The sequence below is a fragment of the Actinoalloteichus hoggarensis genome (genome assembly GCF_002234535.1).
In the GTDB taxonomy this organism is placed as follows: Bacteria; Actinomycetota; Actinomycetes; order Mycobacteriales; family Pseudonocardiaceae; genus Actinoalloteichus_A; species Actinoalloteichus_A hoggarensis.
In genome coordinates, this window is sequence record NZ_CP022521.1 from 1,688,708 (window position 1) to 1,700,923 (window position 12,216).

11 protein-coding genes and 2 tRNA genes are annotated in these 12,216 nt (G+C 69.0%); 9 read left to right on the forward strand and 4 right to left on the reverse strand.

Going from position 1 to position 12,216, the window contains the following annotated elements:
• On the forward strand, positions 1-765 hold the full coding sequence (locus AHOG_RS07550; RefSeq protein WP_093944256.1) for an ABC transporter permease: 765 nt from the start codon (positions 1-3) through the stop codon (positions 763-765).
• Entirely contained in the window at positions 762-1,814 is a 1,053-nt protein-coding gene (locus AHOG_RS07555; RefSeq protein WP_093940705.1) for an ABC transporter ATP-binding protein, read from the forward strand. Before AHOG_RS07550 ends, AHOG_RS07555 begins: the two co-directional genes overlap by 4 nt.
• Before the next feature lie 246 nt (positions 1,815-2,060).
• Here the strand turns inward: AHOG_RS07555 and AHOG_RS07560 are convergent, their stop codons facing one another.
• The 3 genes from AHOG_RS07560 to AHOG_RS07570 form a co-directional block, all read right to left on the reverse strand.
• Positions 2,061-2,441, reverse strand: a complete 381-nt coding sequence (locus AHOG_RS07560) for a hypothetical protein (protein ID WP_157736701.1) — start codon at positions 2,439-2,441, stop codon at positions 2,061-2,063.
• Between the two features lie 42 nt (positions 2,442-2,483).
• Positions 2,484-2,912 (reverse strand): ASCH domain-containing protein, encoded by a 429-nt coding sequence (locus tag AHOG_RS07565; protein ID WP_093940707.1) that lies wholly within the window; start codon positions 2,910-2,912, stop codon positions 2,484-2,486.
• Between the two features lie 250 nt (positions 2,913-3,162).
• Positions 3,163-5,562, reverse strand: a complete 2,400-nt coding sequence (locus tag AHOG_RS07570) for a phosphoketolase family protein (RefSeq protein ID WP_093940708.1) — start codon at positions 5,560-5,562, stop codon at positions 3,163-3,165.
• A gap of 503 nt (positions 5,563-6,065) precedes the next feature.
• Here AHOG_RS07570 and AHOG_RS28395 point away from each other — a divergent pair.
• Together AHOG_RS28395 and AHOG_RS07580 are read left to right on the forward strand one after the other, a co-directional pair.
• Positions 6,066-6,221 (forward strand): hypothetical protein, encoded by a 156-nt coding sequence (locus AHOG_RS28395; protein WP_157736702.1) that lies wholly within the window; start codon positions 6,066-6,068, stop codon positions 6,219-6,221.
• Positions 6,218-7,015 (forward strand): peptidoglycan recognition protein family protein, encoded by a 798-nt coding sequence (locus AHOG_RS07580; protein WP_093940710.1) that lies wholly within the window; start codon positions 6,218-6,220, stop codon positions 7,013-7,015. The genes AHOG_RS28395 and AHOG_RS07580 overlap by 4 nt, the downstream gene beginning before the upstream one ends.
• A gap of 80 nt (positions 7,016-7,095) precedes the next feature.
• On the opposite strand, the gene AHOG_RS07585 is transcribed toward AHOG_RS07580, so the two are convergent.
• Positions 7,096-7,169: transfer RNA gene (locus AHOG_RS07585), tRNA-Gly, on the reverse strand.
• A gap of 150 nt (positions 7,170-7,319) precedes the next feature.
• On the opposite strand from AHOG_RS07585, the gene AHOG_RS07590 reads away from it, so the two are divergent.
• From AHOG_RS07590 to clpX, 5 genes are all read left to right on the forward strand, one after another.
• Positions 7,320-7,396 (forward strand) — tRNA-Pro (locus AHOG_RS07590).
• Between the two features lie 423 nt (positions 7,397-7,819).
• Positions 7,820-9,253, forward strand: coding sequence for a trigger factor (tig, locus tag AHOG_RS07595; protein ID WP_093940711.1), 1,434 nt, complete (start codon positions 7,820-7,822; stop codon positions 9,251-9,253).
• A gap of 188 nt (positions 9,254-9,441) precedes the next feature.
• Positions 9,442-10,041, forward strand: a complete 600-nt coding sequence (locus tag AHOG_RS07600; RefSeq protein ID WP_093940712.1) for an ATP-dependent Clp protease proteolytic subunit — start codon at positions 9,442-9,444, stop codon at positions 10,039-10,041.
• A 46-nt stretch (positions 10,042-10,087) separates the two neighbouring features.
• Positions 10,088-10,714: an ATP-dependent Clp protease proteolytic subunit gene (locus AHOG_RS07605; RefSeq protein WP_075739729.1), complete on the forward strand. Its 627-nt coding sequence runs from the start codon at positions 10,088-10,090 to the stop codon at positions 10,712-10,714.
• A 158-nt stretch (positions 10,715-10,872) separates the two neighbouring features.
• Positions 10,873-12,153 carry an ATP-dependent Clp protease ATP-binding subunit ClpX gene (clpX, locus tag AHOG_RS07610; RefSeq protein ID WP_093940713.1) on the forward strand — a complete coding sequence of 427 codons (1,281 nt, stop codon included), beginning with the start codon at positions 10,873-10,875 and terminating at the stop codon, positions 12,151-12,153.
• The last annotated feature ends 63 nt before the right edge of the window (positions 12,154-12,216 follow it).

The following is a 12,216-nucleotide window of genomic DNA, read 5'->3' on the forward strand; positions in this document are numbered from 1 at the left end:
ATGCTGATCCTGCCCGCCGGGCTCGCCGTGGCCTTCCTGATCGGGCCGCTGATCGGCCTGCTGATCGTGGCGCCGTGGGCCGAGCTGCCCGCGCGACTGGCGACTCCGGAGGTCTTCGCGGCCCTGCGGCTTTCGCTGTGGTGCGCGACCGCGGCGACCGTGCTGTGCCTCCTGCTGGGGGTCCCGCTGGCCTGGATACTGGCCAGAGCCGAGTTCCCCGGCCGTCGGGTGCTGCGTGCGCTGGTCACGCTGCCGCTGGTCCTGCCGCCCGTGGTCGGGGGCGTGGCGCTGCTGTTGTTCCTGGGTCGGCGGGGGCTCGTCGGCGAACACCTGCACACCTGGTTCGGCGTGTCGATCCCCTTCACCGTCCTCGCGGTCGTGCTCGCGGAGGCCTTCGTGGCGATGCCGTTCCTGGTGCTCTCGGTGGAGGGAGCCCTCCGAGGCGCCGACCGGCGGTTCGAGGAGGCGGCGGCCACCCTGGGGGCCTCCCGCCGACTCGTCTTCCGCCGGATCACCCTCCCCTCGGTCGCACCGGGGGTGCTCGCGGGGGCGGTGCTCTGCTGGGCACGTGCGCTCGGCGAGTTCGGCGCCACCATCACCTTCGCGGGCAGCCTTCCCGGCGAGACCCAGACCATGCCCTCGGCCGTCTACGTGGCCCTCCAGACCAGCCCGGACGACGCCGTGGTCCTGAGCCTGCTGTTGCTGACCGTCTGCGTGCTGGTGCTGGTGTCGCTGCGTGAACGGTGGACGGGCGGCCTGCGATGACTCTCGACGCGCGGCTGATCGTGCGCCGCGACACCGGATTCCGACTCGACTTGGAGCTCCGGATCCGACCGGGCGAGGTCGTGGCTCTGCTGGGCCCCAACGGAGCGGGCAAGACCACCGCGTTGCGGGCACTCGCGGGACTGCGACCGCTGGACGACGGGCGGATCGACCTGGCGGGCGAGGTGCTCGACGAACCGGGCAGGCCGGACCGCTTCGTCCCGCCGAACCGGCGGCGGCTCGGTGTCGTCTTCCAGGACCACCGCCTGTTCGGACATCTGAGCGCACTGGAGAACGTCGCCTTCGGCCCGAGGGCGCACGGCGTGCGCCGACGAGTCGCGCGAGAGTCGGCGATGGAGTGGTTGGAGAGGCTGGGCATCGCCGAGCTGGCGGACCGACCGCCTGCCCGGCTGTCCGGCGGTCAGGCCCAGCGCGTGGCACTCGCCAGGGCGCTGGCCGTGCGTCCCGCCCTGCTGCTGCTGGACGAGCCGACCGCGGCGCTGGACGCAGGCTCCCGGCTCGCGGTCCGCGCCGAGCTGGCCAGGCAGCTCGCCGACTTCGACGGCTGCGCGGTACTGGTCACCCACGACGCGCTGGACGCGATGGCGTTGGCGACGAGGCTGGTGGTGCTGGAGTCTGGATCGGTGGTCCAGGACGGCACGCCCGCCGAGGTCGCCACACGCCCTCGGACCGACTACGTCGCGGCCTTGGTCGGGCTGAACCTGTGCCGGGGAGTCGTGCGCGGCGGGGCGGTCGAGATCGAGGGGTTCGGCGGCCTGACGCCACGCGAGGGGCCGACCGAGACCGGGCCTGTCCTCGTCGCCTTTCCCCCGACAGCGGTGACCCTGCATCCCACGGCCGTTCCCGACGGCAGACCGGTCACCGTCGCCGAGATCGGTGCGGGCGGCACCGGCGTCCGCGTTCGGCTGGCCGGACGGGCGGGGATCGCGGCGGACCTGCCCCCGGCGGCGCTGGCCGAACTCGACATCGCGGCGGGTGCGCGATTGTGGGCGACGGTGCGGGCGGAGGAACTGCGATGCTATCCGCGCTGACGACGGGCCCCGCGGTTCGCCGACCGCGCAGAGCGAGGACGTGCCGCCTGTCTCGGCGGATGTCGCGCCCACGACACGATCCGCCGGGTCGTCGACGCTGCCTCGGAGGCTCTCGGCGGCGGGGTCGGGCGGCGACGTGGGTCGCCGAAGGGCCGTGCGGTACGCGGGCCTGTTCGAGCCTCGCCGGTACGGTCGCCCGCCTCCACACCGGGTCGCCGCGTCAGGCCGGTCGGTGTGGCTTCGTGGTCACATCGTTCGGAAGGCGATGTTCACGGCGACGATGGCCAGCCAGACGACCACCAGCGTCCCGGCTCCCACCGGCGCGAGAATGGTGATGGGGACGGCGAGAGCGAGCGACGTGATCGCCAGAGCCAGCGACTGGCTGTCCTTGCGTCGGCGATCCGACCGTTCGATCACGGTCTTGTCGTTGCGGGCGGCCAGTTCCGCCGCGACCCGTTCCTCGACCCGCCGGTCGATCGACTCCCCGGTGCGTTCGAGGAACGACGCGATGACCGCGTCCTCGGCGTCGGCGCCGAGGCTGCGGCGTGCGGCCAGGCTGCCCGCGAGGTCGTCCGCGGCAGGGGAGTGCGTCGGGGTGGTGCTGCCTGCGTGCTGTTCTGCGGACATGACCTTCACTCTAGGCCGGACGGCGGTGCCGCCTGGAGGATTTCACGCATTCGGCCGCGTGGGGAGGAAGCGGAATCGCTGAGCGACGACCATCGTGTCGTCGTCGACCGTGAACTCTGGGTCGCCGAGATGGGCCCGCAGGTCCGCGCCCTGCCAGAACTCCTCGTGGTCGGTCCGCCAGTCGGCCACCGACGCGTGGCCTTCGCCCTCGTCGACCGCATGCGCCAGGTCCACGTCCGCCAGCCGGAGGCACCGCACCTCGAGCAGTTCGATGACTCCGGCGGGTGCACCGGCCGAGTCGATGAGCAGTTCACGGTCTCCCGGCCGGGGCAACGGCTCGTCGGCGTGCTCGAACTCGACGAGCAGCGCCGTGGTGGTGGTCTTGCGTCCGTCCTGGATCGCCGCCACCAGACGGTCGCGCAGCGGGCCGGGAAAGGCGAACTCGGCGTGGGGAAGATCGACCTCGGACATGGGGTAGGAGGATAAGCGACTGCCTCGGGATCGAGCGGCGTGGGCGTGGACCGTTCTCGCGGCTCGCTCCGCGGCGGATGCGTGGGCGGTGCCGCGCCCGCCGTCTCCTCGCCCTCGACGGAACCGGCCGAGGCGGCCTAGGAGGCGGAGAGCGCCTCGTGAACAGCGGGCGCCTCGGGGACGGGGAGTGCTGAACAGGCGGAGCGATCGAGTCGCGTCGGCATCCGAAGTCCGATCGCCGGTAAGGCGGTCAGCTCGTCCTGGTCCACGACGGCCACGACCAGTCACGCACCTCGGGCAGGTCCTCGCCGTGGGTCGTCACGTGCCTGCGATGCCGGAGCAGGGCGTCCTGGAACTCCTGGCGGGCGTAGGCGGCCGTCGGGCCGAGGCGGGGCACCCGGTCGATCACGTCGATCGCGAGATGGAAGCGGTCGATCCCGTTCAGCACGCGCATGTCGAAGGGCGTCGTGGTGGTGCCCTCCTCGTTGTAGCCGCGCACGTGGATGTTCTCGTGATTGGTCCGCCGGTACGTCAGTCGGTGGATGAGCCACGGGTACCCGTGGTACGCGAAGATCACCGGTCGGTCGGTGGTGAAAAGCGCGTCGAACTCGACGTCGGACAACCCGTGCGGATGCTGTCGCTCGTCCTGCAGCCGCATCAGGTCCACCACGTTGACCACGCGAAGCCGTAGCTCCGGCAGACTTCTCCGGAGCAGGCTCACCGCGGCGAGGACCTCCTTGGTCGGCACGTCTCCGGCGCAGCCGAGCACCGCGTCGACGTCGCCCTCCTGATCGTTGCTGGCCCAGTCCCAGATTCCGATCCCCCTGGTGCAGTGCGTCTCCGCCGCCTCGATGTCCAGGTACTGGTCCTCGGGCTGCTTGCCCGCCACGACGACGTTCACATAGTTCCTGCTGCGCAGGCAGTGATCGACCACCGACAGCAGGGTGTTGGCGTCCGGCGGCAGGTAGACCCGGACGATCTCGGCCTTCTTGTTCATGACGTGATCGATGAAGCCGGGGTCCTGGTGGGAGAAGCCGTTGTGGTCCTGCTGCCAGACGTGTGAGGTCAACAGGTAGTTGAGGGAGGCGACCGGCCTGCGCCACGGCAGCTCGCGGGAGACCTTCAGCCACTTGGCGTGCTGATTGAACATCGAGTCGACGATGTGCACGAAGGCCTCATAACACGAGAAGAGACCGTGCCTCCCGGTGAGCAGATAGCCCTCCAACCAGCCCTGGCAGGTGTGCTCGGAGAGCATCTCCATCAGCCTGCCGTCCGGGACCAGCGCCGCGTCGTCGTCCGCGTCCGCCTCGGCCATCCAGGCGCGTCCGGTGGCCTCCAGCACCGCGCCGAGCCGATTCGAGTTGTTCTCGTCCGGCGAGAACATCCGGAAGATCCCCTCGTTCCGATTCTCCCGCAGCACGTCCCGCAGAAATTCGCCGAGCACGCCGGTCGCGGACGCCTTGGCGCCGCCGGCGCGCTCCACCCGCACCCCGTAGTCGCGGAAGTCGGGCAGCCGCAGGGCGCGCAGCAGCAGGCCCCCGTCGGCATGGGGGCTCGCGCTCATTCGCCGTGCGCCTCGGGGATGCAGCTCCCGGATGTCGGGAACCGGGGCGCCGTCGGGCTCGAAGAGCGTGGCCGGGTCGTAGCTCCGCAGCCAGGCCTCCAGCTGCCGGAGCTGCTCCGGGTCCTCCCTCGGCGCGGGCAGCGGAACCTGATGAGAGCGCCAGGAGCCCTCCACCGGCTTGCCGTGCAGTTCGGCGGGGCCGGTCCACCCCTTCGGCGTTCGCAACACGATCATCGGCCAACGGGGCCGCTCCGTCGCGCCTCGGCCGCGTGCGCGGACCTGGATGGCGGCGATGTCGTCGAGGCAGGCGTCGAGGGCCCGCGCGAAGCCATGGTGCATCGCCACGGGATCACGGCCGCTGACGAACCACGGTTCGTGTCCGTAGCCGCGCAGCAGTGACCGCAGCTCCTCCTCCGGGATGCGGGCGAGCACCGTGGGACTCGCGATCTTGAATCCGTTGAGGTGCAGGATCGGCAGCACCGCCCCGTCGCGAACGGGATCGAGGAACCTGGTCGAGTGCCACGCGGTCGCCAGCGGCCCGGTCTCGGCCTCGCCGTCGCCGATCACACACGCCACCGTCAGCTGCGGGTTGTCGAAGGCCGCGCCGTAGGCGTGAGCCAGCGAGTAGCCCAGTTCGCCGCCCTCGTTGATCGAACCGGGCGTCTCCGGCGCGGCGTGGCTGGGAATGCCGCCGGGGAACGAGAACTGGGTGAACAGTCTACGAAGTCCGGCCAGGTCTTGGCCGACATCCGGGTAGACCTCGCCGTAGGTGCCCTCCAGCCAGGAGGCCGCGACCATGCCGGGGCCGCCGTGGCCGGGGCCCGTCACGTACATCATCTCCAGTTTCCGCCGCATGATCGCTCGGTTCAGGTGGGCGTATACGAACGTCAGGCCGGGAGTGGTCCCCCAGTGGCCGAGCAGCCGGGGCTTGATGTGCTCGGGACGGAGCGGCTCCCGCAGCAACGGGTTGTCCATCAGGTAGATCTGTCCGGCCGAGAGGTAGTTGGCGGCCTGCCACCAGCGGTGGAGACTCCGCAGCTCAGCGTCGGTGAGGGGTTCGCCGTGCGCATCGGTCCCGACCGTCATCGTCGACCCTCCACCTCGCCAGGCTCCGCCGCGTTCTGCCGTGCTGAAGCGTGCCCGCTGGGCGGGCGATCGAAACGCGTTCGGTCGAGGGCACGGTCCTGGGGCGGACTCGGGGGAGCGGAGAACGTCGTGAGTCGGACGACCGTCACGGGTTTGTAGGTTATTCACAAACTTCGACGGCGAGTCGGTGAACCGTTGATCGGCCCTGCGGAGCGGGTTACGCTCCGTCTGCTCGATGCATTGCAAAGCTACTCATCACGGTTCTGGGGGGAACCGAGGGTCGCCTCTCACCGGTTCTGGAGTGAGCCGACATTCGGTTCCGTCGAGCTCGTCGGCACCCTGCGAGCTTCAGTGAAAACGATTCTCCGGAAGGATCGAATCGTCGGCGATTCCGTTCAGTCCATTCGAAGGCACCCCTCGGAGGATGTCGAATGTCCGAACCAGATCGATCAAGACGTGGCTTCCTGGGTTTAGCAGGCGGCGCCGTAGCCGCAGGTGTCGCGATGACGATGATCGCGCCCGCCGCGACGGCGGCCCCCGTCGATCACATCCTCCCCGCCGGACCGGGCGGTGTGGATCTCGCACGTGGCACCGTGGACGAGTTCACCGGTGAGCCCTTGGACGCCGGGGTCGCCTGTCAGCAGGGAGGCCACCGATGACGACCTTCGTGAGTCGAGCGAGCTGGGGAGCCAGGGCGCCCAGGAACGTCTCGAACAACATCACGCCGCAGAACGGCGGCGTCACCGTGCATTACGTCGGCAGCGGCAACGTGGCGCGTCCCGATCATTCGCAGTGCGCGGCACAGGTCCGAGGAATTCAGAACGGACACATGGACGGGAACGGTTGGGCGGACATCGCCTACACGTATCTCGTCTGTATCCACGACTACGTCTTCCACGGTCGCGGGCCGAACGTTCGGACGGCCGCCAACGGAACGAATCCGGGAAATCAGAACTGGTACGGGGTGTGCGCTCTCATCGGCGACGCGGACACCGTTCCGGAAGGCCTGGTCGCGGGCATCAAGTCGGCCATCGCCGATCTTCGCGGCGTCGGCAGTGCCGCGAACGGCATCAACGGGCACCGTGACCACCTCGCCACGTCGTGTCCGGGCAGCAGGCTCTACGCGCTCGTCCAGGACGGCTCCCTCAACCCCGGCGGCGGGGGCGGCCCGTCTCCCGCGCCCGCCTGGCCCGGCGTCTACTTCCGTTATCCGCCCGTCACGACGCACAGCAGTGTGCGGACCTGGCAGCAGCAGATGCTCAGCCGAGGGTGGTCGATCGCCGTGGACGGCGCGTACGGGCCCGGCTCGAAGGAGGTCTGCCTCGCCTTCCAACGGGAGAAGGGGCTGGGCGTCGACGGCGTCGTGGGCCCCGCGACCTGGGCCGCTGCCTGGACGGCGCCGCTGACCCGTGTCGAGGCTCTCACCCGGCAGACCCTCGCCGCTTCTCGATAGCTCGACCCGGCTCGACACGCCGACGCACGACGGCCGCCCTGCTCGGATCGAACAGGGCGGCCGTCGGGGTGCCGTGCCACTGGAGCGGGCGACGGGAATCGAACCCGCGTAGCCAGTTTGGAAGACTGGGGCTCTACCATTGAGCTACGCCCGCGAGTGCGCCGGTATGGCGTCGCGATCGAAGTCTAGCGTGCCGCCCGGGGCCTTCCGCGGCGGGGTCGGCTCTCGATCACCCGGGCCGGCCGCCCGCCTGCGCGATCAGGCGGTCTCTGCCGGCTCCCCGACTGCGCTAGGATCTCCGCGACGGGCTGTAGCGCAGCTTGGTAGCGCATCCGCTTTGGGAGCGGAGGGTCGCAGGTTCAAATCCTGTCAGCCCGACCAACGTTCGAGCAGGCGAGTCCCCGCGGTCTCTCAGCGGTGGGCATCGCCGTTCCGGTCGCGACGAGAACCGGCAGGCGCCGTCGAGTGCGTCTCCGATGTGCCACGTCGGCGACGCGGAATACGTCCGCCGTCTCGGCGGACGTCGATCGAGTGAGCCCACGCCCGTCGAGGGCGCGTCGGGCCGCGCGGGCATCCCCATCGGTCGGGCCCCCGGCGACTTCGCCTAGAATCGCGCCGACAGGCGGCGCCCTGTGAGCCAGCCCGACCCCGTGTTCGCCGGGGCGTTCCACGCCCACGGCTGGCTTCCCGGCGTTGACCAGCACGATGTGCAGGCCAGGGCGCGCTCCCGAGGTTCCTGTCCCCAGGAGGCCGGTGGTGGGCGCCCTCAGGCCCGCCAAGATCGCAACGTCCCAAGGAGATCACGTGAAGAGCACCGTCGAGCAGCTCAGCCCGACGCGGGTACGGATCGACGTCGAGGTGCCGTTCGACGAGCTCAAGCCCGACTTCGACCGTGCCTACCGCAAGCTCGCCTCGCAGGTCCGCATTCCGGGCTTCCGGCCGGGCAAGGCCCCCTCCCGAGTGCTGGAGAGCAGGCTCGGCCGAGGCGTCGTGCTCGACGAGGTCGTCAACGAGGCCATTCCCGCCAAGTACATGGAGGCCGTCAACAGCGGCGAGGTGCGCACCCTCGGCAGGCCCGAGATCGAGGTCACCAAGATCGACGACGGCGACCTGCTCGCCTTCAGCGCCGAGGTCGACGTCCGCCCGGAGATCACCATCCCCGCCTTCGGTGAGCTGGCGGTCTCCGTCGACGACGTGGCCGTGGAGGACTCCGACGTCGACACCCAGCTCGACGAGCTGCGTGCGCGCTTCGGCACCCTCACCGGCGTCGACCGGCCCGTCGAGGCGGGCGACTTCGTGGTCGTCGACCTGTCGGCCACCGTCGACGGCGTCGAGGTCGAGGACGCCCGCACCGAGGGCCTCTCCTACGAGATCGGCTCCGGCCAGCTGGTGGAGGGCATCGACGACGCCCTGATCGGCGCGGCGAAGGACGAGACCAAGACCTTCACCACCACCCTCGTCGCGGGCGAGTACGCGGGCCGGGAGGCCGAGGTCAAGGTCACGCCCACCTCGGTGAAGGTGCGCGAGCTGCCGGAGGCCGACGACGAGTTCGCCCAGATGGCGAGCGAGTTCGACACCCTGGACGAGCTGAAGGGCGACCTGCGCGAGCGCATCGGCCGGGTCAAGCGGATGCAGCAGGGCATGGAGGCACGGGACAAGGTCTTGGAGGTGCTGCTGGAGACCACCGAGGTTCCGCTGCCCGAGAAGGTCGTCGAGGCGGAGATCGAGGTGCGCAAGCACGACGCGATCCACCCGTTCGACCACGACGAGGCCCGGTTCGCCGAGTGGCTGGCGCAGCAGGACAAGACCGTGGAGGGCTTCGACGCCGAGACCAGGGCCGAGGCGGAGAAGGCGGTGCGCACGCAGCTCGTGCTCGACACGATCGCCGACGCCGAGCAGGTCGCGGTCTCGGACAACGAGCTGACGCAGCGCATCGTCTACCAGGCGCAGCGCTTCGGCATCAGCCCTGACGAGTACGTGCAGCGGGCCCAGCAGTCCAACCAGCTCGGCGCCATCTACGCCGACGTGCGGCGTGGCAAGGCCCTGGCGGGCGTGGTCCGGCAGGCCACCGTCACCGACGCCTCCGGCAACACGCTGGACCTCGACGAGCTGTTCGGCACCGCCGAGGAGCCCGAGGCCCGGCCCGGTGCGGTCATCGAGGGCGACGCGGTGGTGGAGAACGACGGGTCGGAGACCTCCGGCACGTCCGACGCGGCGGGTGCCGCTGCGGAGAAGTAGAACGCTCTGGGCGAACACGGGCGGTGCTGGGAAGGCAGCGCCGCCCGTGTTCGTTACTGTCGATTGAGTAATCCGGATGACCGACGGCGGAACATCGGTAGCGCTGCCGATGTGGACGAGAACCGCCCATCACTGGTTGGAGAAGGCAGGCAGACGTGACGCAGCACCCACCCATCCCCACCCCTGAGATGCGTTCGAGCAACAGCGGTCTCAACTTGAACGACTCGGTCTACGAGCGCCTGCTCCGTGAACGGATCATCGTCCTGGGCTCTCAGGTCGAGGAGAACATCGCGAACCAGATCTGTGCCCAGCTCCTTCTGCTGGAGGCCGAGGACCCCGAGGCCGACATCAGGTTGTACATCAACTCGCCGGGCGGCTCGGTCTTCGCGGGTATGGCCATCTTCGACACCATGCAGCTCATCGAGCCCGACGTGTCGACCGTGGCGATGGGCTTCGCCGCGTCGATGGGGCAGTTCCTCCTGTCGGCGGGCGCCCCCGGTAAGCGATACGCCCTTCCGCACGCCAGGGTGATGATGCACCAGCCGTCGTCCGGCATCGGCGGCACCGCCTCCGACATCGCCATCCAGGCCGAGGTGTGGATCAAGGACAAGAAGGAGATGGCCGAGCTCATCGCCGAGCACACCGGCCAGACGGTCGAGCGGATCACCGCCGACTCCGACCGCGACCGCTGGTTCACGGCCGAGGAGGCCAAGGAGTACGGCTTCGTCGATCATGTGGTCAGCCGTACCAACCAGCTGCCCAACACCAAGGGCACGAGTCGGCGCTGATCCCGGCCGCCGCGTTGATTCAGGCCGACCTCTAGGAGTCTCCACGATGAACGAGCTTCACCGTCCACAGTCTCGTTACGTACTGCCGTCCTTCATCGAGCGCACCAGCTACGGGGTCAAGGAGTCCAACCCCTACAGCAAGCTGTTCGAGGAGCGGATCATCTTCGTCGGCTCGCAGGTCGACGACGTCTCGGCGAACGACGTCATGGCGCAGCTGCTGTGCCTGGAGTCGGACGATCCGGACCGCGAGATCACGATGTACATCAACTCGCCCGGCGGCTCCTTCACGTCGCTGATGGCGATCTATGACACGATGCAGTTCGTCCGCCCCGACATCAAGACGGCCTGCCTCGGTCAGGCGGCCTCCGCCGCCGCCGTGATCCTGGCGGCGGGCACCGCGGGCAAGCGGCTGATCCTGCCCAACGCGCGGGTGCTGATCCACCAGCCCGCGATCGAGGGCGTCTATGGTCAGGTGTCGGACCTGGAGATCCAGGCGAACGAGATCCAGCGGGTGCGGACTCAGATGGAGGCCACGCTCGCCAGGCACACGAACCGCTCGGCGGAGCAGGTACGCGAGGACGTCGAGCGCGACAAGATCCTGACGGCCCAGGAGGCGTTGGAATATGGTCTTGTCGACGAGGTGATTCCGTACCGGAAGCTCTCGCAGAACTGACCCGACACGCCGAGTGTGTCGGACGTCCCGACACACTCGGCGGCGACGGGAGACGCTTGCGCACCCGAAGACCGGGGGGCAGGCAAGGTACCGTCGATGACGTACACGGCCAGGCACACCGAGTCCGGGTGAGCCAGAGGGGACAGAGGTCAGCGGTCATGGCACGTATCGGTGACGGCGGCGACCTGCTCAAGTGCTCGTTCTGCGGGAAGAGTCAGAAGCAGGTGAAGAAGCTCATCGCGGGCCCCGGTGTGTACATCTGCGATGAGTGCATCGACCTCTGCAACGAGATCATCGAGGAGGAGCTCGCCGAGGCGGGCGACGTCAAGCTCGACGAGCTGCCCAAGCCCGCCGAGATCCACGACTTCCTCGATCAGTACGTGATCGGCCAGTCCGGCGCCAAGCGCTCGCTCGCGGTGGCCGTCTACAACCACTACAAGCGCATCCAGGCGGGCGATCGAGCCAAGGACAGCCGCGAGGAGAACGTCGAACTCGCCAAGTCCAACATCCTGATGCTCGGGCCCACCGGCTGCGGGAAGACCTATCTCGCGCAGACCCTCGCCAAGCTGCTCAACGTGCCCTTCGCCATCGCGGACGCCACGGCGTTGACCGAGGCGGGGTACGTCGGCGAGGACGTCGAGAACATCCTGTTGAAGCTGATCCAGGCGGCCGACTACGACGTCAAGCGCGCCGAGACCGGCATCATCTACATCGACGAGGTCGACAAGATCGCCCGCAAGAGCGAGAACCCGTCGATCACCCGGGACGTCTCCGGCGAAGGCGTGCAACAGGCTCTGTTGAAGATCCTGGAGGGCACCACGGCGAGTGTTCCGCCGCAGGGCGGCCGCAAGCATCCCCATCAGGAGTTCATCCAGATCGACACGACGAACGTGCTGTTCATCGTGGCGGGGGCCTTCGCGGGCCTGGAGAAGATCATCCAGGATCGGGTCGGCAAACGCGGCCTCGGTTTCGGTGCGGAGATCCGATCGAAGGCCGAGATCGACGCGATGGATCTGTTCACCGACGTCATGCCGGAGGACCTGATCAAGTTCGGTCTGATCCCCGAGTTCATCGGCAGGCTGCCGGTGGTCGCGGGTGTCACGAACCTGGACAAGGACTCGTTGGTCCAGATTCTCACCGAGCCGCGCAACGCGCTGGTCAAGCAGTACCAGAAGTTGTTCGACATCGACGGTGTCGAATTGGAGTTCACCAAGAAGGCGATGGAGGCGATCGCGGACCAGGCGATCCTCCGAGGCACCGGCGCGCGTGGTCTACGGGCGATCATGGAGGAGGTGCTGCAGTCGGTGATGTACGACATCCCCAGCCGCAGCGACGTCGCCAAGGTCGTCATCACCGAGCAGACGGTGCGGGAGAACGTGAACCCGACCATCGTCGCCCGTCAGGCCTCCCGGCGGGAACGCCGCGAGAAGTCGGCCTGACCCGCAGGTCGTCGCCCGACGCCCGAACTCCGCCTGCGACGGCCGAGTCGGCCGATCGTCCGC